General features: G+C 59.5%; 20 protein-coding genes. 13 read left to right on the forward strand and 7 right to left on the reverse strand.

Annotated features, from left to right (window positions below; genetic code table 11):
• Positions 1 to 41: 41 nt before the first annotated feature.
• The 3 genes from H9S92_RS19210 (at position 42) to H9S92_RS19220 (ending at position 5,586) form a co-directional block, all read left to right on the forward strand.
• Positions 42 to 3,284 (forward strand): T9SS type A sorting domain-containing protein, encoded by a 3,243-nt coding sequence (locus H9S92_RS19210; protein WP_187468320.1) that lies wholly within the window; start codon positions 42 to 44, stop codon positions 3,282 to 3,284.
• A gap of 159 nt (positions 3,285 to 3,443) precedes the next feature.
• Positions 3,444 to 4,895, forward strand: coding sequence for a D-alanyl-D-alanine carboxypeptidase/D-alanyl-D-alanine endopeptidase (dacB, locus tag H9S92_RS19215; RefSeq protein WP_187468321.1), 1,452 nt, complete (start codon positions 3,444 to 3,446; stop codon positions 4,893 to 4,895).
• Positions 4,896 to 4,905: 10 nt separating this feature from the next.
• Positions 4,906 to 5,586, forward strand: coding sequence for a class I SAM-dependent methyltransferase (locus H9S92_RS19220; protein ID WP_187468322.1), 681 nt, complete (start codon positions 4,906 to 4,908; stop codon positions 5,584 to 5,586).
• A 43-nt stretch (positions 5,587 to 5,629) separates the two neighbouring features.
• Here the strand turns inward: H9S92_RS19220 and H9S92_RS19225 are convergent, their stop codons facing one another.
• Both H9S92_RS19225 and pdxA read right to left on the reverse strand, forming a co-directional pair.
• Positions 5,630 to 7,882, reverse strand: a complete 2,253-nt coding sequence (locus H9S92_RS19225; RefSeq protein WP_187468323.1) for an efflux RND transporter permease subunit — start codon at positions 7,880 to 7,882, stop codon at positions 5,630 to 5,632.
• 128 nt (positions 7,883 to 8,010) lie between these two features.
• Positions 8,011 to 9,153, reverse strand: a complete 1,143-nt coding sequence (gene pdxA / locus H9S92_RS19230) for a 4-hydroxythreonine-4-phosphate dehydrogenase PdxA (protein WP_187468324.1) — start codon at positions 9,151 to 9,153, stop codon at positions 8,011 to 8,013.
• Between the two features lie 120 nt (positions 9,154 to 9,273).
• Here pdxA and H9S92_RS19235 point away from each other — a divergent pair, with 120 nt between their 5' ends.
• The 6 genes from H9S92_RS19235 to H9S92_RS19260 all read left to right on the forward strand — a co-directional run bounded on the left by H9S92_RS19235 (position 9,274) and on the right by H9S92_RS19260 (position 13,234).
• Positions 9,274 to 9,555 carry a hypothetical protein gene (locus tag H9S92_RS19235; RefSeq protein ID WP_187468325.1) on the forward strand — a complete coding sequence of 94 codons (282 nt, stop codon included), beginning with the start codon at positions 9,274 to 9,276 and terminating at the stop codon, positions 9,553 to 9,555.
• The gene (locus H9S92_RS19240; protein ID WP_187468326.1) at positions 9,545 to 9,958 is read left to right on the forward strand and encodes a hypothetical protein; all 414 of its coding nucleotides are present in this window, start codon (positions 9,545 to 9,547) and stop codon (positions 9,956 to 9,958) included. Before H9S92_RS19235 ends, H9S92_RS19240 begins: the two co-directional genes overlap by 11 nt.
• 235 nt (positions 9,959 to 10,193) lie before the next feature.
• Positions 10,194 to 10,736: an RNA polymerase sigma factor gene (locus H9S92_RS19245; protein WP_187468327.1), complete on the forward strand. Its 543-nt coding sequence runs from the start codon at positions 10,194 to 10,196 to the stop codon at positions 10,734 to 10,736.
• Entirely contained in the window at positions 10,733 to 11,503 is a 771-nt protein-coding gene (locus tag H9S92_RS19250; protein WP_187468328.1) for a HEAT repeat domain-containing protein, read from the forward strand. The genes H9S92_RS19245 and H9S92_RS19250 overlap by 4 nt, the downstream gene beginning before the upstream one ends.
• A 56-nt stretch (positions 11,504 to 11,559) precedes the next feature.
• A complete protein-coding gene (locus H9S92_RS19255; RefSeq protein WP_187468329.1) occupies positions 11,560 to 12,372 on the forward strand; it encodes a DUF4097 family beta strand repeat-containing protein in 813 nt (270 codons plus the stop codon).
• 106 nt (positions 12,373 to 12,478) lie between these two features.
• Positions 12,479 to 13,234 carry a DUF4097 family beta strand repeat-containing protein gene (locus H9S92_RS19260; protein ID WP_187468330.1) on the forward strand — a complete coding sequence of 252 codons (756 nt, stop codon included), beginning with the start codon at positions 12,479 to 12,481 and terminating at the stop codon, positions 13,232 to 13,234.
• 217 nt (positions 13,235 to 13,451) lie between these two features.
• On the opposite strand, the gene H9S92_RS19265 is transcribed toward H9S92_RS19260, so the two are convergent.
• Positions 13,452 to 13,940, reverse strand: a complete 489-nt coding sequence (locus tag H9S92_RS19265) for a hypothetical protein (RefSeq protein ID WP_187468331.1) — start codon at positions 13,938 to 13,940, stop codon at positions 13,452 to 13,454.
• A 31-nt stretch (positions 13,941 to 13,971) separates the two neighbouring features.
• A complete protein-coding gene (gene porZ / locus H9S92_RS19270; RefSeq protein WP_187468332.1) occupies positions 13,972 to 16,350 on the reverse strand; it encodes a type IX secretion system anionic LPS delivery protein PorZ in 2,379 nt (792 codons plus the stop codon).
• Between the two features lie 727 nt (positions 16,351 to 17,077).
• Between porZ and H9S92_RS19275 the strand changes: the two genes are divergently transcribed.
• Together H9S92_RS19275 and H9S92_RS19280 are read left to right on the forward strand one after the other, a co-directional pair.
• Positions 17,078 to 18,433: a cryptochrome/photolyase family protein gene (locus H9S92_RS19275; RefSeq protein ID WP_187468333.1), complete on the forward strand. Its 1,356-nt coding sequence runs from the start codon at positions 17,078 to 17,080 to the stop codon at positions 18,431 to 18,433.
• 82 nt (positions 18,434 to 18,515) lie between these two features.
• Positions 18,516 to 19,760 carry a hypothetical protein gene (locus H9S92_RS19280; protein ID WP_187468334.1) on the forward strand — a complete coding sequence of 415 codons (1,245 nt, stop codon included), beginning with the start codon at positions 18,516 to 18,518 and terminating at the stop codon, positions 19,758 to 19,760.
• A gap of 220 nt (positions 19,761 to 19,980) precedes the next feature.
• Here H9S92_RS19280 and secG read toward each other — a convergent pair whose 3' ends face one another.
• Both secG and H9S92_RS19290 read right to left on the reverse strand, forming a co-directional pair.
• Complete coding sequence (gene secG / locus H9S92_RS19285) at positions 19,981 to 20,232, reverse strand: preprotein translocase subunit SecG (RefSeq protein ID WP_187468335.1); 252 nt, start codon at positions 20,230 to 20,232, stop codon at positions 19,981 to 19,983.
• Positions 20,233 to 20,236: 4 nt separating this feature from the next.
• On the reverse strand, positions 20,237 to 21,115 hold the full coding sequence (locus tag H9S92_RS19290; RefSeq protein WP_187468336.1) for a hypothetical protein: 879 nt from the start codon (positions 21,113 to 21,115) through the stop codon (positions 20,237 to 20,239).
• Between the two features lie 344 nt (positions 21,116 to 21,459).
• On the opposite strand from H9S92_RS19290, the gene H9S92_RS19295 reads away from it, so the two are divergent.
• Both H9S92_RS19295 and H9S92_RS19300 read left to right on the forward strand, forming a co-directional pair.
• On the forward strand, positions 21,460 to 21,798 hold the full coding sequence (locus tag H9S92_RS19295) for an ArsR/SmtB family transcription factor (protein ID WP_187468337.1): 339 nt from the start codon (positions 21,460 to 21,462) through the stop codon (positions 21,796 to 21,798).
• 246 nt (positions 21,799 to 22,044) lie between these two features.
• Positions 22,045 to 22,359 carry an ArsR/SmtB family transcription factor gene (locus tag H9S92_RS19300; RefSeq protein WP_187468338.1) on the forward strand — a complete coding sequence of 105 codons (315 nt, stop codon included), beginning with the start codon at positions 22,045 to 22,047 and terminating at the stop codon, positions 22,357 to 22,359.
• 3 nt (positions 22,360 to 22,362) lie between these two features.
• Here the strand turns inward: H9S92_RS19300 and H9S92_RS19305 are convergent, their stop codons facing one another.
• The gene (locus tag H9S92_RS19305; RefSeq protein WP_187468339.1) at positions 22,363 to 23,031 is read right to left on the reverse strand and encodes a lipoprotein signal peptidase; all 669 of its coding nucleotides are present in this window, start codon (positions 23,029 to 23,031) and stop codon (positions 22,363 to 22,365) included.
• Positions 23,032 to 23,128 lie beyond the last annotated feature (97 nt).

Below are 23,128 nucleotides of genomic sequence, written 5' to 3' on the forward strand. Positions count from 1 at the left end.
AGCACTTACTTTTATGACCTTGTGAGATATAAATGACTAGTATGAATCGCTTTTCCCGCTTTTTTGGACTGTTAATCGCCGTCTTTTGCTCTGCCGTTGCACTGGCGCAGTACGACCTTTCTCCCGGGGCGCTGGAGAAAGTCCCCACCCTGGAGATGCCCAGCCAGGACAACGCTGCGCTGCTGGCCGCAGAACAAGCGGCCACCCGACCGGGCCGGCCACTGACCTTCGCCGTAACCCTGCCGCAAAAAATCCGGCCCGGCACCCACGGCGCCTGGCACCGGGAAGGCCCGCTATCCATCTGGCGGCTCCGCATCGTCAGTCCATCGGCCAAAACGCTCAACCTCGGCTTCTCGGAGTACCAACTGCCCGCCGGTGCCGAGCTCTACCTGCTCAGTCCAACCGAAAAGCTCGGCCCCTTCACGCCCGCCGATAACGAAGAACACAACCAGTTCTGGAGCCCGCTGCTGAAAGGCGATGAACTGATGATTGAACTGCGGGTACCCACGCCGCAAAAGGACCTCGTTCAACTCTACCTGACCAGCGTAAACCACGACTTTCTGGACGTCACCAAGTCCCTCTCCGGTTCATGTAATCTCGACGTTATCTGTGACCAGGACGACGGCTGGGCCATCGTCAATGGCTACCGCGACATCATCCGCAGCGTCGGGGCGTACACCCTCAACGGCGTCAATACCTGTACGGGTTTCCTGGTCAATAACGTCAACCAGGACGGTACGCCCTTTTTCATGACGGCCAACCACTGCGGCGTACGCACGGGCTCGGCCCCTTCCCTGGTGGCTTACTGGAATTACGAAAACAGCACCTGCCGCCCCGTCGGTAGCGGGGCCAGTGGTGGACAGGGCAACGGGTCGCGGGCCGTTTTCAACAGCGGTGCCATTCACCTGGCCAGCTACGCGCCCTCCGACGTAACAATCACCCTGCTCGACGACGCCGTCAACCCCGCTGCCAACGCCTTCTTCGCGGGCTGGTCTGCCGAAGCCCCCGTGCCTTCTGACACGGTCATTGCCATCCACCATCCCGGAGTGCAGGAGAAAAGAATCTCTTTCAGCTTCAACCAGACTTACCGCACCAACAACGGCGGGGGGACGCCCAACCCGGCGGGGAATTTGCTGGAGGTCCCCGACTGGTCCATCGGCACCACCGAGGGTGGTTCTTCCGGCTCTCCTTTATTCGATACCCGCAAGCGCGTCCGTGGCCAACTCTTCGGCGGAAACGCGGCCTGCGGCAACGATGAATACGACGTTTACGGCTACTTTCACGTCAGCTGGACGGGCGGGGGAACTCCCCAGACGCGCCTGATGGACTGGCTGGATCCCTGCGGTACGGGCAGTTTGACCATCGACGGATTTGACTCGGCGAGCCTGCCCACTACCCTGACGGCCGTCAGCAACTGCGTTACGGCCTGCAACAGCCTTGGCATCAGCATTCCCTTCCAGCTTGGCAGCGGTTTCCCTGCCAACACCCCCTTGACCATCACCAGCGTCAGCCCGGGCATCAACCCCACGCTTTCGGCTACCAGCGCGGGTGGCGGACAGACCGTCAACCTCCTCCTGGCCGGCAACCCGGCGATTGCCACGGGCACGTACACCGTGGTGGTAAGGGCCGGCTCCGGCAACAACTCCGATGCCATCACTTTTACACTCAACCTGGTAGCCGGCCAGGCCGCCGCTCCCTCGGCCAACGTCCCCGCCGACGCCGCCACTGAAGTAGCGCCGAACACGGACCTGAGCTGGAACGCCGTAACGGAGGCCCTCTCCTATGACGTAGATTTCTCGGAGGGCCCCGGTTTTACCAGCATCGTAACCAGCGGGAGGGGCTTGACAGCACTCAACTTCGACCTCAACGAAGTCCTGCAGCCCAACACCACTTACTACTGGCGCGTCCGTTCCATTAGCACCTGCGGCCCCGGCGACTGGGCGGTGTACAGTTTTACTACCTCCAACCAGGCTTGTGGCGGCCAGGGTGCCTCCCAACTGCCCATCAGTATTTCTGCCAACGGCACGCCCGAAGTTATTGCCACCGTCAACGTAGGCATCGAATTACCGATTTCGGCCATGGAAGTTGCTTTAGATATTGACCATAGTTTCATCGGAGACCTGGACGCTGACCTGGTTGCGCCCAACGGCACGGTCATTCGGCTTTTCAACGCCATTGGTGGTGGGAACTGCGGAGGCAACAACCTTTCCGTCGTCTTTACCGACGCGGCCGTGCTGACCGCCGCTGATTTTGTGGGCACCTGCACCGCTGACCCGGTGGCCACCGCAGGAACTTTCCAGCCAGCGCAGTCTTTTGCCGCCTTTGCAGATCAAAGCAGCCTCGGGGAATGGCGATTGGTGTTGCGCGATAACGCGAACTTTGACGGAGGAAACGTCACCCGTTTTGAGATCCTCTTTTGCGGCTCGGGCGGCGAGATCCGGGATTACAGTGTAAACTCCAGCACCACGGCCATCGAGGCGTGTACGGAAGAGTCTACCACCCTCCAATTCCAACTGGGCAGCAGTTTCACCTCCGCCGTGACCGTTGTGGCGGCCACGGAATTACAAACCATTACCCAATTCTCCACGGCCTATGACGAAGCGACCCGGACCCTGAGCCTGATGTTTGCCGACTGGGGTTTTCTTTCGCCCGGCACCTACACCATTACCTTTACCCTGACCGCGCCCGATGGCACCACCCGGATGGTCAACTTCCCCCTGACCATCGTCCGGTCACTGGAAGCAGTGGCCTTGACGAGTCCTGAACCGGATGCGGAAGTGCAGTTTGGCGACGTGGTTTTCAACTGGGACCGTACGGCGGGTGCCACCAGCTATACCCTGCAATACACTACGGTGGAAGACTTCTCGACCATTGACTTTGCGCAGGAGACTACCAACCGCCTGCTTACCCTGGGGGATCTGCCTTCGGGTCAGGTGATCTTCTGGCGGGTCATTGCCAATGGTCCTTGCGGCAGCCAGATCAGCGAGGTGCGCATGCTGACGATCCGGCCCGTCGGGGTACAGGACTTTGGTGGTGGCCGCAGCGTATCGGTCTATCCCAATCCCGTGCGTGGCTTCCTGACGGTGGAGGCCAAAGGAGCGTGGACGGGGGGCATCAATGCCCTCCTGTTTGACGTGGCTGGCCGGCAGCTCGGCATTTACCGCTTTGCCGGCGGTGGCAGCCAAGACCTGATCGACCTGAGTGGCCTCAGCGCCGGCGTTTACTTCCTGCGCATGGAAGGAGCTGGCGAGCGCCATACCGAGCGGATCGTCGTGTTGCCGTAGCGAACGCTTTCGGTTTTTGGGCGCGGACGCAGGTGCCGGGCCCGCGTGAAGGAGCAGGGGAGGTCAACACTACAGACCTCCCCTGCTTTATTTTGGCTCCACCTTGCACCTGCGCCCGCGCCCGTTTTATTTTGTATTTACCACCTCAACTCCATCCCCATGAACCGTAATTTTCTTTTCCTCTTGCTGTCGCTTTCCCCCCTGTTGCCGGGCTGGAGCCAGACGACGGTCCAGCAGTCCGTGCGGGCTTTTGCCCTCCACGATCAACTGGCGGGCGCGGCCATTTCCATTGACGTAATCGACGTGGCCACGGGCCAGCGGGTGGCCTACCACCAGCCGGAACTGGCCTGCATCCCGGCCTCCACCCTCAAGCTCATCACCACGGCTGCGGCCCTGGAAATACTGGGCGAGGGGCACCGTTTCAAGACCGAACTCGTTGCCCGGGGCACCATTTCCGGCGGTGTGCTGCGGGGCGATCTTCACCTGGTGGGAGGCGGCGACCCCACGCTGGGCAGTCCTTATCTGGACGGCGTCCCCGGCCTGGAGGCGATGCTGGACCGCTGGGTGGCGGCCGTAAAAAAAGCAGGCATCACCAAAATCGAAGGCCGTGTGGTGGGCGACGGCAGCTACTACGGCACGGGGGCTGCGGCCGCCGGCTGGCCCTGGAGCGACCTGGGGAACTACTACGGTGCAGGGGTGTACGGACTGAACCTGCACGAAAATTTTTACTTCCTCGATTTGCTCCAACGCAGCCAGGAAGGCAGCACGCCGCTGGTCAATGCCATCCGCCCGCCGGTGCCCGGACTGCGGATCACCAACGAACTGCGCAGCGGCCCACGCGGCAGCGGAGACCAGGCTTATCTCTTCGGCGCACCTTTCGGCTACGACAATTACGTGCGGGGGACGATCCCCGCCGGCACCGGCCGCTTTACCATCAAGGGGGCCCTGCCCGATCCGCCCTTGTTTGCTGCCCAGACCTTCTGCCAGAAACTGCTGGCGGCCGGCATCACCGTTGCCCTGCCCGCCGAAAGCGACCGCAGCCTGGGCAGCGCCCGCTTCCAGGGGGGCAAAGTGCTGGATGTTTACACCTCGCCAAGCCTGCTTTCCATTATTGACCGGACCAACCTGCGCAGCCTCAACCTCTACGCCGAAACCCTGCTGCGGGAAATCAACAAAAGCCGGGGCGGGGAACTGCACGAGCTGGCGTCCACGGAAGTTATTATGGACTGGCTGGAGGCCAGGGGTGTGCCCACCACGGCGGTGAACATCGAGGACGGTAGCGGCCTCGGTACCCGCAACTTCTTTCCCGCTGCCTTCATGACGGCTTTCCTGCGCGGGGAGGCGGGCAACCGACGCTGGCGGGAAAGCATTCCCCTGGCCGGTCGCACCGGGTCGATGCAGCGCTACTTAAAAGGTACCCCGGCCGAAGGTAAACTCTACGCAAAAAGCGGCTCCGTAGCCGCCGCCCGTTGCTACGCAGGCTACGCCCTGCGCCCCGATGGCCGCGAATTGGCCTTCGCCATCATGGTCAATAATTATACGCAGGAGGGCGACCAACTGCGCAAGAACATGCTGGCCCTGATGCAGGATTTTTGCGCGCGTCCTTTGTAGCCCTATCTTCATGCCTTCTAAATCCCGCCTACCCATGCGCGTGCCCGCTATTTTGCTCTTTCTCGCCCTTTACCTTGCCGCCTGCCAAGACGCCCCCCCGCCGCCGGTTGACGAAAGGCTCTACGAAAAAGAACCCAGCGAAAAGCCCATCGAACGCCTGGTCTGGCAAAAACCAGGGGCCGTACTGGATGCGATGGGAGACATCCGGGAAAAGGTCATTGCCGACATCGGGGCCGGCGAAGGCTTTTTCGCCACCCGTCTTGCACCGATTGCCGACCGCGTCATTGCCATCGAAATCAACGACAGCATCGTCGAACAGCTCAAAGTAATCCGGGAACTGGAACTGCCCAAAGAACTGCAAGTCCGCCTCGAACCCCGCCTGGCCCGCGAAGACGACCCCATGCTGGAAAACGGAGAAGTGGACATCATCCTCCTCGTCAACACCTTCATGTACATCGATAATCAGGTCGCCTACCTCAAAAAACTCTATCCCGCCCTGCGCCCCGACGGTCGCATCGTGATAGTTGACTGGAAAAAGCGCAATACCGCCATTGGCCCGGATAAAGAAGACCGGGTAGCCCTTGGCAGCCTGGAAGATATGTTGACCGCAGCGGGCTTTCATCTGGTTTCCAGTGACGACATCACCCTGGAATTTCAGTACATCGTAGTGGCCGATAAATTGCTCAAATAGGGCAATCCCGCCTCCTGGGCCGGGCTGTAGATGCCTCTCCCGTTTAGGCGTTGGGGACTTCTGCGGGGTAGAGCCACTTCAAAAGTAAGGGAATGAGGAGCAAATCGCTGACCACGGCGCTGGCCAGCGTAACACTGATGAGCAGCCCGATGGTAACGCTGGGCGGATGGATGCTGAACAGCATGACCAAAAATCCGAAAAACAGCACCACTGACGTGAGGACGATGGCTTTGCCCGCCTCCCGGAAGGTGCGGTGGATGGCTTCTTCGACGGCTATTCCCCGGCTGCGGACCAGCTTGTACTTCGCCAGGAAATGAATGGTGTCGTCTACCGCAATTCCGAAGATGATGGCGAACACGATGCTTACCCCTGCCTCCAGTTCAATGCCCAGGTAGCCGAGCATTGCCCCGGCCAGCAGGAGTGGTAGTAGGTTGGGGACCAGGCTCACCACCAGCATCCGCCAGCTCCTGAACAACAGGCCCATCAGTCCACAAACGATCAGGATGGCCACCCCCAGCCCCTGCAGCAGATTTTCCCGGATGTACTGAGCGTTTTTATCGATGATGACGCCCGTTCCGGTGCTGCGTACACTGATCAGCGAAGTATCAATGTTGCTGGCAATCCAGGCGTCGGTCTGGCTTAAAAACACTTTAATACTGTCTGCCCCCAAGTCGTTGAGCCGGCTGGTGATCCTTGCTTTGGTGCGGTCTTCGCTCATCAGGACGTTGAGGTTCAGGGCCGGAATCTGGCTGGCCAGCTGCCGGTAACGCCGGTAGGTGGCCTCATCGGCGGGCAAGGTGTAAGCATCCGGCCGGTTGTTGTTGTACATCTGGTTGATGCTCCGGTAAACGGCCGTAATGCTGGCCGTACTTTCTACGGCGTCGAAACGCCTGACGTAATCCTCAATCTTGCCGATTTCCTGTAAGACGGCAAAGTCAGTAATCCGATGCGTGTCTTTGGCCGTCACCGCCATCTCGTAGGGCCGGAAACCCGAGAGCTCCCGCTCGAAAAAGAGAAAGTCTTCGGTAATCTTCCGGTTTTTGGGCAGGGCCGATTCGATGCGGTAGTTGGTGGTTACCATGGAAATTCCTACCGCGCAAAGGATGACCACCGTCGCAACCCCGAGTTTGATCTTCCCCGGGCTGAGCTGCGTAAATTGGTAAGTCCGTTCCAGCAAGCGATCCCAGAAGGCCTGTTGGCGGCCAATCTTAACAATCTGGTCTACGCTCAAATAACTGAGCAAAGCGGTGGTAAAGAAAATGACGGTCACGTAAGCCACCATCACGCCTAGCGCAGCGTTGATCCCAAAATCCCGGATGGGGTCAATACGGCTCGTCAGCAGGGTAGCGAAACCGACCGCCGTAGTCAGTGAAGTCAGCAGCGTGGCCAAGCCAATTTCCTTAATGGTATTGCGAATGGCCGTTTCCTTGTCTCTTCCCGCCCGCAGCTCGTCGATGTACTTCGACATGATGTGGATGACGTCGGACGTACCCACAATGATCATCAAGACGGGGTAAAGCGCGGCGATGGCGTTCAGCTCCCGGCCCAGCAGACCGAGCAGGCCAATGAAGAGCAGCAGCCCCAGGCCGATGCTGACCAAAGACACCAAAATGCCCAGTGGCCGCCGGAACAGCAAAAACATGATCAAGGCCACCAACAAACCCGAAATCACTGCCGATACGGATACCTCCCGCACCTGCATGGCCACCATTTCTTTCTGGAAATAGGCGGGGCCCAGGAAATGGTAATCCGGGAAATTGTACTGACTGAGGAGTGTTTCCAAGTCGTTTATCAACACCTGGCTTTGTTCCAGTTGGATCAGGCTGGGCGTTTTCATGGCCACAACCAGCGCGGTACCCCGCTCGTTGATGAGGTTGCCCACGAAGCGCTCATCCTGCATGATGCGCAGGCTATCGGCCGCGTAACGGGAAGGGTCATTGCGGTGAATGGCCGGCAGCGTTGTAACGGCAAAAGGGGTTTTCACCGGGTAGGCAAAGGTCGTCAGTGATTGTACGCCGTCCACCATCTCCAGGTCGCGGGCCGCCAGGGCAAAGTCGTGGGCTTCGGCCAAAAAAGCGGAGTCGAAAACTCCCGCCGGACGCTCCAGGGCAACGAGCAGGAAGTTGTCGTCGCCCTCAAACTCTTCGATAAATTCCAGGAAAAAGGCCAGGTCTTCGTCGCCCCGCGGGAAGAACTGGGTAAAGTCGAAGGAAAATTTCAGCCGGGTAAGCCCAAAGAGGGCCGCTACTGCGAAGAGAGCGAAGATGATCAGAACGGGAAGGCGGTATTGGCGCATTGGGGGAGGGGATTGCCGGCCGCAACTTGGTGCCCCTGGCCCGTAGCTGGTCCAGCGGACGGGGGGGAAGCACGAATGGCCAAAGCGCTAATAAAGTTTTGGTAAAATGGTTGGCCCGAACGGCTTAATCAATTTTCCTTTTTACCGCGCCCAGACTTTCCGCCCGGCCGTTTGCCCGAGCGGGCACCGCCGCGGCTTTTTTCGCCGGAGGATTCCTTGGTTTTGCGCTTGTACACCAGGTGCATGCGGCTGGTCAGGGGGTTGGCAGTGTCGGCTTCGTAGCGGACGCGGTTGAAGTAGGCGTCGCGGGCCAGGAAGAGGGCGGCGATGAAGGAGTCCGGGCTGGCGCTGTCTTGCCCCACCAGGTCGTAGGCCGTGCCGTGGTCGGGGCTGGTCCGGATGGCGGGCAGCCCGGCCGTGAAGTTGACGCCCTTGCCAAAACTGAGGGCCTTGAAGGGGACCAAGCCCTGGTCGTGGTACATCGCCAGGACGGCGTCAAATTGATGCTGCTTACCAGCGCCGAAAAAGCCGTCGGCGGGGAAGGGGCCCATGGCCAGGATGCCGTTTTCCTTGGCTTGTTCTACGGCGGGGCGCACGACCTTGATGTCTTCGTCGCCAATACGCCCATCATCGCCGCCGTGGGGGTTGAGGGAAAGGACGGCGATGACTGGCCGGACGATGCCGAAGTCGGCCCGCAGGCTGGCGTCCATGATCTTGAGCTTATCGAGAATCCGCTGGCGGGTGACGGCCCTGGCCACCTCGGAGACCGGGATGTGGTTGGTCACTACGCCCACGCGCAGGGTATCCGCCACCAGAAACATCAGGCTCTCGGTAGCCCCCAGGCTTTCGGTCAGCATCTCCGTGTGCCCAGGGTAGGGGAAACTTTCGCGGGGCATCACCGATTTATTGATGGGGGCGGTGACGATGGCATCAAGCCAGCCTTCTTTGAGGTCTTCCACGGCGCGGGCCAGGGCCAGGGCAGCGGCCTCACCGCCCTCGGCAGTGGGCTGGCCCGGGGCGAGGGGGAGGTCTTCCGGAAAAGCCTCTACCAGGTTGATCTGCCCGTCTTCGGCATCTTCGGCCGATGCGACGATGGCAAAATCAAACCGCTCAGCGGCCTTGCCCCGGTACTGTTGCAGGGCCGCCGCCGAAGCGTAAATGACGGGAGTGACCAGATCAAGCAGCCCCGGCCGGACGAGGGCCTTGATGACTACCTCGGGGCCAATCCCGTTGGGGTCGCCGATGGAAATACCGATTTGCAAAGGAGTCATGCCTGCGGGATTTGGTGGTGGAATGCGGTTTAGCGCACCTTGGGAAGGCGAAGGTAGGCACGCCAGGGGTAGTGGCTTCCATCGGGACCTATCTTTTTGGCAAATGGGTATCTTTGCGGCATGCCCAAACTGTTGCCGTTCGGTGTACTGCTGTTCCTTTGCTTCGCCTGCTCGCCCGAGCAGGACGAACTCAACGTACGGCTGACGCTGGAAGACCGGGAGGAAATTGACCGCCGCGTCACGGCATACATGGATAGCCTGCGCCCCCTGCTTGATAGCCTCTGTACGGCGAGTATGACCGACCGCATTGCCATTGCAACCGACAGCATCGTGCAGCGCCGACTGGAAGAGGAAGCCCGCCTCCGGGCCCGCATTCCCCAAAATCTGCGCAATGACCGCTAATCCACGCCCGCTGCTCGCTGCCCTGGCCCTCCTGCTGCTGGCGGGCTGCCTGAGTGATGATTTTGACTCCAGCGCGGTGGTGGAAGCCCGCTTTCAGGAGCGCGTGCTTGCGCTGCGGGCCAACCTGTTGCGCGAGTGCCAGGACCGGGTGATGGAAAGCGCCCTGTTTCGGGCCGATTCTTTGTTGCTGGACCGCGCCCGCCGCATGCGTCGCGTAGAGGGCCGCCCGCCCCGTCCGCCCCGCCCGGGAGAGCCGGAGGTCAAAATGCTCTCTTCCCCCCTGCCCCTGCGACCGCTTTTCCCCTTCGAAATCCGCTTCGATACCCTGCTGCGCGATAGCCTGTACCGGGATAGCCTCCGCCTCGACAGCATTCGCCTCGAGCTTTTGCCGCAGGAAGGGTAAGTACCGGGGCGCGGCCGCAGGTGCCGGGTGCTGTAATTCAAGAGCAAGGAGCGTCGAACCAGGCATTTGCCCTGTGGATTGAGCAAACGGAGGGACCCTTTGACTTTCCTCGCTCCTCGTCTTAACTCCCCCCTTTCGGGGGGCCGGGGGGGAGCACCTGCGGCCGCGCAAAAAAACTTTTCCGCCGCTGTAACCTTCCGTCCATCGGGCAGTATACCTACCGAAGCCCCCAGCAATGCCCACTGACGAGACACTGATGCAAGCCGTAGCCGGTGGTGACCTGCGGCAGCTCACTGAGCTGTACCAGCGTTACCGCAACCCGCTGTACGCTTATTTTCTGCGGCGGACGAACGCGCCCGCCCAGGCCGAAGACTTGTTGCAAAATGCCTTCGAAAGGATCATCCAGTACCGCCACTCCTACCGGGGCCCCGCCTTCCGGGCCTGGTTGTTTGCCATCGCCCGCAACGTCCTGCAAGACGAGCTGTGCAAAGGGGGCAAATTGCTGCTGGCCGACGGCTTCGACCTGGGAACCCTGGCCCACGCTACGCCAGCCCCCGACTGCGCCTGGGAAGCCCGCGAAACGCTGGGGCAAAGCCGCCAGGCGCTCGCCGGTCTCTCCACAGGCTACCGCGAAGTAGTGGAACTGGCCTGGCAACGGGGGCTGAAGTACGCCGAAATCGCCGCCGTCCTCGGTATTTCCGAAGCCAACGTCAAGGTCCGCATCCACCGGGCCATCAAACAACTGCGCGTCAATTACGCCAAACTGAACGAACAATGAAAACCATCACCGAAGAAGCACTGATCGACTACCTGGCCGACGAGCTGCCCCCCGCCCAACGCCGCGCAGTGGAAGCGGCGCTGGAGAATGATGCTATGCTGCGGGCGGAGTTGGCCGAACTCCAGGCCCTCCTGAACGAGGTGGCGGGCCAACCCGATCCTGCACCCTCCGCCCGCGCCGACGCCCGCTTTGCCGCTGCCCTGGAGGCTGCCCTCGCCAACGCAGCACCGGCAGGCGCTAAACCCCTGGCCCGGGTGCGCAGCCTGCCCCGCTTCAGTTACCGGACAGTGGCCGCCGCCGTGGTCATCTTAGGGGTTTTTGCCAGCGGCTGGTACCTGGGCAACCGCGCGGACCGGAGCCTGGAACAAGAGCTGGCCGCCACCCGGGCGTTGATGTTGGAGCTGATGCACAACGCCAGCCCCAGCACCCGCATCCAGGCCGCCACCGTGACCCTGGAACTGACCATTGCCGACCCGGTAAGCATCGGTCAACTTGGTTACCTGCTGCGCAACGACGAAAGCGCCAACGTCCGCCTGGCTGCCTTAGACGCCCTGCGCCGCTTCACCGGCAGCGAACTGGCCCGGGCCGAACTCCTGGCGGCCATGGGGGAAGGCCCGCCCGATGTGGTGCGCTTTGAACTGATTGAAACCCTCGTACGCTGCCAGGAAGCCCGTGTCTTGCCCTATCTGGAAGACATCATCCAAACCGATAGCCTCCCCCAGCCCGTTCGCGATGCCGCCCAGCTCGCCAGCTTCAAACTCATCTGATCCCTCCCGGGCCATTCAACTATACCTCCCAACCACCCCCAATAAATTCAACTGCTATGAAAAATGTCTTTTTGCTGATCGCTTTTCTCTCCTCCTTCTTCCTTGCCGCCCAGACCGAGCACCGCATTCCCCTGAGCGGTAAGGCGGTCGAGTTCAGGGAGATTGACCATCTGAAAATTGTTGGTTACGACGGGACGGAACTCAAGATCAACCGTGGCAACAGCTCGTCAAGGACCAACGATGAACGGGCGGCCGGACTCAAAAAGATCAGCGCTACCGGTAAACAAGACAATACGGGCTTAGGTCTCTCCGTCCAAACGATCGATGGCAAGGTGGTCGTCGAGCAAATCGGCCGCGGCGAAGGCACCATCACCGTGAGCGTACCCAACTCGGCCCTGGTGAAGGTGGTGCAGTCCACTTACCACGGCGGCGATCTGGTGGTGAATGACTTCAAAGGCGAACTGGACGTGACGATGAACTACCACCAGGTAATCTTGAACAACGCCTACGGCCCGCTCTCCATCAACACCATTTACGGGGGCATCGAAACCAAATTTGCGGCCGGGCCCCCCAACCAGGACATCCGCCTCCATTCTACCTACGCCAACGTCGATCTCACCCTGCCTGCTGCTACCAAAGCCAATTTGCGCCTGAATACGAGCTACGGAAGTATGTACACTGATTTCGACATTGACATCAAGGCGGGCTCCGTAGTTTCCAGCAAAGGCCAGCCCAGCGCCGTAGACTGGGATTCGGACGAAGCCCGCAGCCCCAAGGAACAGGACGGCCTGACGGGGACGATCAACGGCGGCGGAAAGCTCGTTTCCCTCACGGCCACCTACAAGAACGTTTACTTGCGCAAGCAGTAAAATTCTGCGGTCGCACTGTAACCTTTCTCCGCTTGCCAACGGCTTATGGGTAGTGGCGCTACGGGTTCTGCCGAGGCCACTACCCAAGCTGTAAAACCCCCATTCCATGCGCTTTCTCTTTCTCCTCCTCGCGGTGGCTGCTCCGTTTTTTGTCCAGGCCCAGGGCGACCGCCAAGACATTGCCCTCCAAGGGGCCCGCGTCGTGCAGATCTTCGCCGCCTTCAGCTCCGTTTCCGTTACCACTGGCGGCACCGATGCCGTCTCCGTTCACCACGTGCTCACCGCCGACGGCGAAGACCGTCCTGAACTGCGCAAACTCGAAATTGACCGCGAAAATGGTATCCTCCGCATCCGGGAGGTGCTGCCCACTGCCGAGTTGCTGGAGCGGGAGTTTGGGGGCAAGGGCGTCGAAACTTATCAGTCGGACGAAGGAGGTAAGAACAGGTACTGGGGCGTCAAAATCGACGCTACCCTGAAAATCGTAGTTCCCGCCGGCATCCTCATTTCGGTGGAAACCGTCTACGGCGGTATTGCCGTCACCAACGTAGGCGGCCTCCAACAAGCAAAGGCCAAATACGGCGCATTAGACATTGTCTTCGGACCCGGCACCCGCGTAGGCGATCTTGATCTGTACAGCAACTACGGTGCTGTAGACCTCACCCTGCCCCCCGGCCAGGCGGCTAACCTGGACATCACCACCGAGTACGGCGAACTGCTTAGCGACCTGGACCTGAAGCTGGATACCGCCGCCAGCGAGGAAAAAGACTATTACCAGCGCGTGATCGCCCGCATCAACGGCGGGGGCACGAGGGTGCAATGCCGCGCACCCTACGGAAACGTATACCTGCGCAAGGCGAAGTAAGTAACGTCAGGTTAGGGGTTTGCAACGTAGCTATTCACTGACTTTCAGAGGGTTAGATCGCAATGATTTTGTAGTTCGGTAGTTGGGTATTGTCTACTACCGAACTACAGTACTGCCGTCTAAGGCCGTTGAGGACCAATTAGTTGTGATTATTGTCAGGGCCCAACCTCACCTTAAGTACTCAGCCTCATCTTTACTGCGCTCCCGCGTCCGGCCCTCAGCCCGCCATAACCGTGCGCAGGGTGGCCAACAGTTCTTCCTGCTTAGCCGCACCGTCTACGAGGTAAATAGGAAGTACCAAAGTGCTACCGTCGGTGCGGGTGAGTTGCAATTCCCGCACGTTGAGCTGCTCGGCCTTAACGAGGTCTTTGAGCGCCATCCGCTGCACGCCATCCGGCTGGTAAAGCTGCCAGGTGATGCTTGTGTCGTCAATGCGGACGTAACGCTCGAAGTCATTCCGGCGGGCCTTAAACAACAGGTATCCCCACCAGGCCAGAACGGCACCGAGCAGGAGGTAAACGATGCCCAGAAGCAGAAACCAGTAGCTGTGCTCCTGATCCGAAGCGTGCCAGTCGGTGAAGAACAGGAAGAACTGTTGCCCCGCGGCCACCAACAAAAGGAAGGCCCCGCTGAACAGAAGGAAATGGACCCAACGTGCCCGGGGCCTGGCAGCGGGCTCGGAATGGTAGCTGTAACGAAGCTTCATGCCCGCCAAGATAAGGCAAAGCCCCCGTAAGCTAGCGGATGAACACGATCTTGCCCACGGCGCTGCCAGGATCAGTGATGCTAAACTGGGGCTTGCTGCTGGCAAATACGAGGTACACCCCGCTGGTCACCCGCCGCCCGTTGTAGTCCGTCCCTGACCACAGGAACTGTCCGCCAGCGGCGTTGCCCTCGGCGACGAGCTTCCCCGAAAGGTCCGTCACCTTCACGAGGGCGTCGCGGGCCAGTCCATTGATGGCGATAGGACCCTGGTAGCCCGGCTCAACGGGGTTGGGGAAGATGACCAGTTCCGGGCGGAAAGCCTGGGTGGCCGCCGTAGCGTCGCTCCGGTAGCTGGCAATGCCCAACTCGGTACCGAAATAGACGATGCCCGTGCCAGGGTCAATCGCAATGTCCCGCACGAGGTTATCGGGTAAGGGGCTATTGTCTTTGTCGAAAAAGAGCAGTTGCTCTTCGCCCGAGGGAGAGAGCAGGTAGGCTCCGCCACCCGTGCCAATCCATTTACGGTTGGCTCCATCGACGGTGATGGAGCGGATTTCCTCCGTTTCCAAAAGGAATCCCCCGAATTCGTCGGCTTCGGCAATGGGTAAGTCTCCCACGCAGGTCTCGGGATCAAAGACATTAGGACCGCAGGAAAAGACCACAATGCCCTGGGCGGTACCCACCCAAACGTTTCCTTCCAGATCCACCGCCACGCTGCGCACGCTATTGGTGGGCAGGGCGCTGTTGCTGCTCGTGATCGTGCGGCAGCGGTCGTCGCTGGGGTCCATCGGCGTTCCCATTGGGTCCAGCACAGTCAGGCTGCCGCCTACGCTGGTGGCGTGGACGACCCACACTAAGCCATTAGGGTCAATGGCGATGTCCAGGGCCAGGTTGTCGTTACAGCGGGTGCCCAGCGCGGCCCATTCGCCGTCGGGACTGCGCACACTCACGATCGCATCCTGGGCGGCGCGGTTGTTGGCCAGGTAGGTAAAGCCCTGGGGGTCGCTTACGGCCCCGGCTACCCGGACGCGCCCGGGGCCTGCCCCCGCACTGAGTTGCAGCGAACTGTTCAGTTCATCAAAAATCTCCCCGCTCTCGGTAGCATCGTCCCAGGCAATGGCCCCCTCGAAGAAGGAGCTGAACCAGTGGCGTTGGCCGACTGGGTCGTAGTGAACGTCCACAATGGTACCCACGTCATCATCCCCCTGCTCCTGCCCGTCGCGGCCCCGGAACACGTCTGTATTCCGGCGGTTGAACCCGGTCCACGTTCCGTCGCGGAGGCGGTAGACGCCGCCGGCGGTGAAGCTGGGGCTGAAGTTCTCGTCCAGCACGCCGGGGGCCACCCACAGGGCCGTTCCGTCGTGGAGCAGGCGGAAGTTGTCATCGGTCGGCGGCCCCCCGTATTCAAGGGTGATGCACTCGCGGCTGGTGGCGGAGGTCAGGTAGCGGATGCCGGGGATGCGGCCACTTTCGGAAATCCAGATGCGGCCACGGTCGTCTTCCAGCGAATTCGTTACGTCAAAAAAGCATTCATTGCGCAGGACCTGCCGCAGGCCATTGGCATCGTACATACGGATTTGGCGGTCGCGACAGCTGTTATCGGTACAGCGGTAGCCGACCATCAGCAAGCTGGGGCCGGTGCTGAGGTACTCAAGTTCCCAGGCCGGCGCTTCCTCGGCATCGTAGAAGAGCGTCGCCGTGTCGCCCTCAAGGCGATAAACGTCATGGCCGATGCCGAAGTAGAGTTGCTCATTGAATACCTCGATCACCGGGCTGGCGTAGTCGCCCGGAAAGCCGTTGGCTTCGCCCAGCAGCGCCCAGGTGCCAAAGTCGCTCAGGTTGACGCCCACCTGGGGCGCGCGGTAGATGCCTTCGTCGGTCGCCGCGTAGATGAAGCCGTTGTGCAGGGCCACGCCCGCCACGATCGCCCCCGTGAAGGTGGTGAACAGGAAGGTTGCGTTGTCGAGGTCCAAAACGGAGACGCCGTAGCCAGCCGCCAGGTAGACCTGGTTGTTGGGCCCAAAGAAAAGGGCGTTGACTTTCTTATCGCCGCTGAAATTGAAATTGTCGATCTGCCGGAGGGTGAAGAAGCGGCCGTCGCGGTAGAGGTCAATCACGCTGCTTTCGTAGACGATGATGAGGGTCTCGGTGGGGCCGTGGTACCGGATGAGGCGGATGCGGGCCTCGGCCAGCCCGTCTTCCCGCGCCAGCCGCGTGATGCTGAGGTCTTCCTTGTCCAGAAAGAAAATGGCTTTGCCGGTGGTGTAGATGATGGAGTTGGGGCTCTCGGTCACGTCCGTGCCCGTGCGGTAGGCCTGCAGCGTCCGCCACTCTCCGAGGCTATCGGCCTGGCTGCAGAGCATGGTGCTGGTAAGAAAGCAAACCCAGAAGAGAAGCATGGTATGGCGCATGGGGTAAATTTAGCGCGGGCCCGGCAGTTGGGGCGGTGGCAAGGGCAGATTTGGTAAGGCACCGTACGAATTGGCGGCGGCGCACCCATTAGATACGCGCAAAGTGGCTGGCGTAGTCTTGGACTCCCAATAAAGATGGTAGCGGCTGGTCTTTCAGCGGGCGCGGCCGCAGGTGCCATGGACGAATTTAAGAGCAGGGAAGGGGAGGATAGGCTGTCCCGGAAAGCTTGCCCCTGGGAAATACCTGGGGAACGGACAAAAAAAGAGCCGGACGTTGCACCGTCCGGCCCATGTTGTAGCTTTCAAAACTACCAAGTAATAACTGGAATCTAGGGCGCTGGGCGCCAAAAAAAACCTTTCAGAAGGCGAGCCGAAAACCAACAATCGGGTACGCCTGAGATAAACACGCTTTTTGGAAAAAACCCTGAGCGGAGTGTTGCACCACTTCCTGCTCGTGAAGCAAAGGTACGGCCAGGGGGGGAGGGGGCACCACCCCACGGGCATGGGGTGACAGGAGGGACGGGGGGCTTTTAGGTAAATTTTAACACTTTTTTGGGCGGAAACCGGTCCTGGTACCCGGGCCGCTTTCCTTTTTTCTTTCCCTGCTCTTCCCCGGGGTACGGCGCTTGCACCTGCGGCCGCGCCCGACTAGTGGCCCACTGGTCCCACGCTCCACCGAAAAGCGCTGGCCCTAAACCAAGGAGGGGAATTTTGCCTTGTAGGGAGTATGAAAGCACGGCCCACGATTTTTTGGCATCGCCGCGATTTGCGCTTCCCGGATAATGCCGGCCTCTACCGGGCCCTGAAGGCGGGCGGACCGGTACTGCCCATTTTCATCTTTGATCAGGAGATTCTCCGTAAGTTGGAAGACCCCCGAGATGCACGGGTGACGTTCATCCACCGCAGCGTAACGGAACTGGCCGAGGCCTACCGCAGCATGGGGTCTGACCTGCGCGTGTACTACGGTAAGCCCCTGGAGGTATGGGCGGGCATCGTGAAAGACCTGCAACCCCGGGCCGTATATACCAACCGCGACTACGAACCCTACGCCCGCGAGCGCGACGGGGCGGTGGAGGCCCTTCTGGAAAAAGCCGGGGCCACCTTCCATCACTACAAAGACCACCTCATTTTTGAAGGAAAGGAAGTCCAGAAAAATGACGGTGGCCCCTACACCGTCTACACCCCGTTCTGGAACAAGTGGCGGGAACGGCTGAAGAGCCGGATGAGCACTTTTGAGGGCAAGGAAATATCCTACTACCTCAAACCCTACCCCAACGAAAAGTACGCCAAAAACCTGCTGCCAGTAGCTAAGCCCGGGAAGATCATCAGCCTGCAGGAGATGGGTTTTGAACCCGCCAGGACGGACTTTCCGCCCACGGAAGTGAGCCGCAAACTGATCCAGCACTACGATGAAACGCGGGACTTCCCCGGAACAGAGGGAACCAGTCGCCTGGGCGTCCACTTCCGCCACGGCACCATCTCCATCCGGGAAAAGGCGCGGCGGGCGCAGGGACTTAACGAAACCTACCTGAAGGAACTGGTGTGGCGAGACTTTTACTCCAACATCCTCCAACATTTTCCTTACGTGGTGGAGGGGCCGTTTCGCGAAGAATACGCCGCCATCCCGTGGGAAAACAACGAGGACCACTTTGCGGCCTGGTGTGCCGGCCGGACGGGCGTTCCGCTGGTCGACGCCGGAATGCGGCAGCTCAATGCGACCGGCTACATGCACAATCGGGTGCGCATGATCGTGGCCAGTTACCTGACCAAACACTTGCTCATCAATTGGCAGTGGGGCGAACATTACTTTGCGAAAAAGCTGCTGGATTTTGAACTGGCCAGCAATAACGGCGGCTGGCAGTGGGCGGCCAGTTGCGGGACGGATGCGCAGCCCTACTTCCGGATTTTCAACTACGAGAGCCAGCAAAAGAAATTCGATCCCGACTTTACCTACGTCAAAGCCTGGGTGCCCGAATTCGGTACGCCCGAGTACCCCAGCGAACCGCTGGTGGAACATAAGTTTGGCCGGGAACGCGCCCTCGAGGTCTATAAAAAGGCCCTGGCCGAAGCAAAAAGAGGCTAAAAAGCCCGAATCATGGGGTGGTGTGGGGGTTGACTTGCTGTGTAAGCTAAGCCTAGCTTTGCAGTAAACCGTTGCTGACCAGATGAGAACGACATTTTTGGCTTTATTTCTTACGCTTGGCCTGGTACTTTCGGGCAAGGGGATTCCGGACCGCCTTATGCTTTTTGTAGATTGTGAGTGCAATAAAACCCTGCTCAAGCAGCGCCTGGACTACGTCAACCACACGGTAGACCCCACTTCGGCGCAGGTCAATCTCTTCATTGTTACCAACTACCTGAGCAATGGGGGCAGGGTGTACGATCTGAGCTTCAAAGGGCAGAAAGAGCTGGCGGGGAACCAACTCACCTTCAAGGTGGCGACTACTGCGGTGATGACGGAACTGGAGCGGGATGAACTCCTTACCCACCGCATCAAACTGGGTTTGGCGGGCTTCCTGGCGGGGACGCCCTACGGAGCACTGGCCGATATAAACATTGCGCAGCCTGCCGTAGCCGACACGGTCGCTGCGATAGAAGAAAAGCAAGAGGATAAAAAAGACAACTGGAACAACTGGATTTTTGAGGTGTGGGCCAACTTCAAGGTGCAAACGGAGAGCCAACGGGGCAGTTCGGAACTGCGTCTGGGCTTCGAGGCGGACCGGACGACCCCGGAACTGCGGGTGAGGTTCAGCCCTAACCTGTTTTACCGGAACCAGACGGTAACCCAGTCCGACGGAACCTCCCTGACGGCCGTGCGGCGGGATTTATGGATGGACGCTTCGGTGGTGAAAAGTGTGGGCGACCACTGGTCGGTCGGGCTTTTTAACAGCATGTCTTCCAGCACTTTCCGGAACATCAACTACAGCGTGTGGTTGGCACCGGCGATTGAGTACAATATCTTCGATTACGCCGATGTGCCGCTGCGGGAGTTTACGGTTGCCTACCGCCTGGGCTGGGCGCACAACCAATACACCGAAGAAACGATTTTCCTGAAAGACCAGGAAAGTCTGGTGCGCCATGCGGTGGACGTAGACCTGCGGGTGCGGCAGCGGTGGGGACAAATCTTCGTGGGGGTCTCCGGGGGGAACTTCCTGACCGACTTTTCTAAGAACCGACTCTCTCTGAACGGCCGCGCCAACGTGAGGGTCATCAAGGGGCTTTCCTTCAACATCGGCGGAGGCTACGAGATCATCAATGACCAGATCAGCCTGCCCCGGGGTACGGCTTCGGTGGAGGACATCCTGCTCGGGCAGTCGCAACTGGCTACGAACTTTGAAGCGGACCTTAGTTTTGGCCTGAGTTACACCTTCGGCTCGCTGTACAACAACGTGATCAACACCCGACTCTGAGAGGCTCTGCGCGCTAGCGTCCAATGCAAAGGCCCGTAATCCAGCTGGACTACGGGCCTTTGCGTTGGTTGGATGGACCTACAGCAAACTTGCCGGGCGACTGGCGAAGCAGCGCGGTGAAATGGGGCGGTGAGGCCACAAGTCCGGTCAGGCTTTAGAGCGCTACTTGACGGTGGGGAAGGGAGCCCGAGCGGGCGGATACCCTTCCGGGGGGAGGCTTTTAGAGTCCGCCGCCGCCGCCCTGAGCGCTAACGGCGAGGGCCGTAAGGACGCAAAGGATGAACAGTGCTGCGGCGAGGCCCCAGGTGATTTTCTCAATGACGTCGGTAGAGCGGGAAGCGCCGAGCATCTGATTGGCCTGGGAACCGCCGAAAGTAGAGTCGATACCACCGCCTTTGGGGTTCTGTACGAGGACAACGATCATGAGTAGTACGCAGATCGCACCGGTCAGGATGGTAAGAAAATTGACCATGGGACTATAGTTTTTCCTTCAAATCTTGGATAAGGCCCGCAAAGATCGGCTTTTTATCTGGATTGAGCAAGATTAGCCGCTGGTACATTTTGATGGCGTTCTGGTACTGGCCCTGGCGGACGAGCAGACTGGCGAGGGTTTCGCTGGCAACGTCTTCCTGGGCCATCAGGCTGCGGCGGGCAATGCTGTCTACCGCAGCCCCCCCGGAGCGAGGGCGAATATCCTGCATCTCCCGGATCCGGTGGAGCCGTTGGCGGAGGGACGGAGGGGAGGGCGGAGTGGTTTGGCGGGCAAACTTTTGGGAGGGCTCTGGCTGCAATTCCCCTTCCGCTGCTGGGGCCAGGGAGGGCGCTGGAGCGGGGAGAAGGGTGGTAAAAGTGGCCGCAGCGGCTACCCACGCGGCGACGTCGAAGCCGGGAAGCGGAGGAGGCACCACCGGGGTGGGGTTTTTCGGAACTTTGGGGGCGGGAAAGTCCAACTCCTCCGGCGGCCAAACTGCCGCAGCTGCGGGGGGTGGGGGTGGCGGAGTAGCGGAGGCGGGACGGTTTTCGTTGGGGCTGGGAGCCAGGAGGGCATCGAGGCTGAGCTCTTCGAGGTTCTTCAGTTCGAGGGTCTCGCCTTCACCTAAGGGGGCTTGGTGGGCGTCTTCGGTGAGCTCGCGCAGCAGGTCGTAAAGGAAGCTACGATCAAAAGTAGCCGCAGCGCAGCGTTCCCGGTAGGTCGCCTCGTCGGGGTGCCCCTCCAGGTGCGCCTTTACCCAAAGCAGTAAGCGCAGGTTAGCCGAATAGGGGTAACGAAGCGCAAGTTGTTGCAATTCCGTCAGGGGCAGCCCGAACAAAAGGCGGGGCTTTTCCAGATAATTTTGGAAATCTTTTGCGTTCATTCTCCGTGGTCTGAGGTCAAAGATCGATAATTGCGCTGGGATTGCCAATTGCTTTCTTCTGATCCGGGGCCAGGCCTTATGAAAAATTTGCTGAATGCCGAACTTTTTACCGGTATTTATTTTTACATTTAGATGCTGGTGGCTGGCCCAAGGGTCCGCTGCCAGTTGAATTTGTGTTGTTCATAGTGTTTATTTTACGGCCTTCGACCCTTTTGTCGGAGGCCTTTTCTGTTCCAGGCCCGTCAGCAGGGCGAAATTATGCGGGTATATTATCCAGGGATAATGTATTTTTGCCTAATATTCAGTAGGTTTACAGACCGCAACTTTTATAATATTTACTAGCAATGGCTAAAGCGAAGAAAGAGCGCATGACCCTCCGCCAGGGCGATGAAGAGATAAACATCAACTACGAAAACCTCCGCAACGCCGTGCTGGTTTTGAGGGCCATCAACCACGAATTGCGTCGTAGCATCATTGCTTTGCTGGAAAAAGAGGAGCGCCTGACGGTGACGGAGCTGTACATTTTGCTACGGATTGAGCAGTCGGTGGCATCCCAACACCTGGCCATTTTGCGCAAGGCGGGGGTGGTGGAACCCTTCCGGGAAGGCAAGTTCATCTACTACAGCCTGCAAAAAGACCGGCTTTCGTTGATCGCGCAGTTGGTCAGTGATCTGTCTGACTAACCGATTTCTTGCCGGAGTGTACCGTTTTCCAGTGATTTGCTACCGTTTTCTTTGAAAAATTTTGGTTGCTAGAATTTTTTAACCGACCTTTACCCATCGGTAAGCCTTTCCCGGAGAGGGGCTTATCCCACATCCCTTACCTAGTCTACCAAACTGGGCCCCGGTTCGGCCATTGCATCCCCACTTTTCCGAACACACACTACTACGTTTGACCGGAGGCCGCTGCATTTTGCTTAAGTTATCCCAATGGCAACTTCCAACAGCCTACAAATCCAAGAACAGGAATTAGAGCATTCTGCGGAAGTCCTCCGTGCGCTTGCCCACCCGCTGCGGATGAAAATCCTCGAGTTTATTGATCGTAACGACGGCATCAACGTCAACCGCATTTACAGCGCTTTGGACCTCGAGCAGTCCATCACCTCCCAGCACCTGCGCATTTTGCGGCAGGCGGAGCTGGTGGAGACCGAACGGCAGGGGAAGTTCATTTACTACCGCCTGCGCTACGGCAAACTGTTCAGTACGGTGCGGGCCATCCGCTCTTTTGAGGAGGCCAGCGAGTAGCCCTTACTCCTCCTCCGCTTCCTGGTCTGCGGAATCCCCGGGAGCCGCCGCAGCGGGTCTGTTGCGGAGCACGCTGCCGAAGTAGTACCACAACAACAGCACTACGCCGAGTGAGATGGCTACGTCGGCCACATTGAAGACCGGGCGGAAGAAGACGAATGCTTTGCCTCCCAGCCAAGGCAGCCAATCCGGGTAATTGCCATAAAAGAGGGGGAAATAAAACATGTCTACCACCCTTCCGTACAGCAAGGGCGCGTAGCCCCCTTCCGGAGGGAACAAGGTTGCCACGTCACCGTGAAAAGACGATTCGGAAAAGATGCGTCCGTAGAATACGCTATCGATGATGTTGCCGATGGCCCCGGCCAAAACAAGGGAAAAGCCAAAGAGCAGCTGGCGGTCTTCGCCGGATTGCACCGCCCGGCGCAGGTACATCCCCAGGAAAACCACGGCCACGATCCGGAAAAGCGTAAGCAGGAGTTTGCCGTAGTCGCCGCCCAGGCTGATGCCAAAGGCCATGCCATTGTTTTCCACGAAATGGATGAGGAGGTGGCTGCTCCCAAAAATTCTGATCTCCTCGCCGTAAGCCAAGTGGGTTTTTACCCAGATTTTGCTGGCTTGGTCCGCGAGCAAAACCAGCAGAAGGGTCAGGAAAACAATCCGTTCACGTTTCATGCGGGGCGGGGAATATGGCGGTTGGCGTTGGGGCGAATGAACAGTCTGTTAGCTAAGGCCAGCCAGCACAAAGGTAGGGTGGCGTAAGGGGATGTGC

It is taken from the genome of Neolewinella lacunae, from assembly GCF_014349155.1.
In the GTDB taxonomy this organism is placed as follows: domain Bacteria; phylum Bacteroidota; class Bacteroidia; order Chitinophagales; family Saprospiraceae; genus Neolewinella; species Neolewinella lacunae.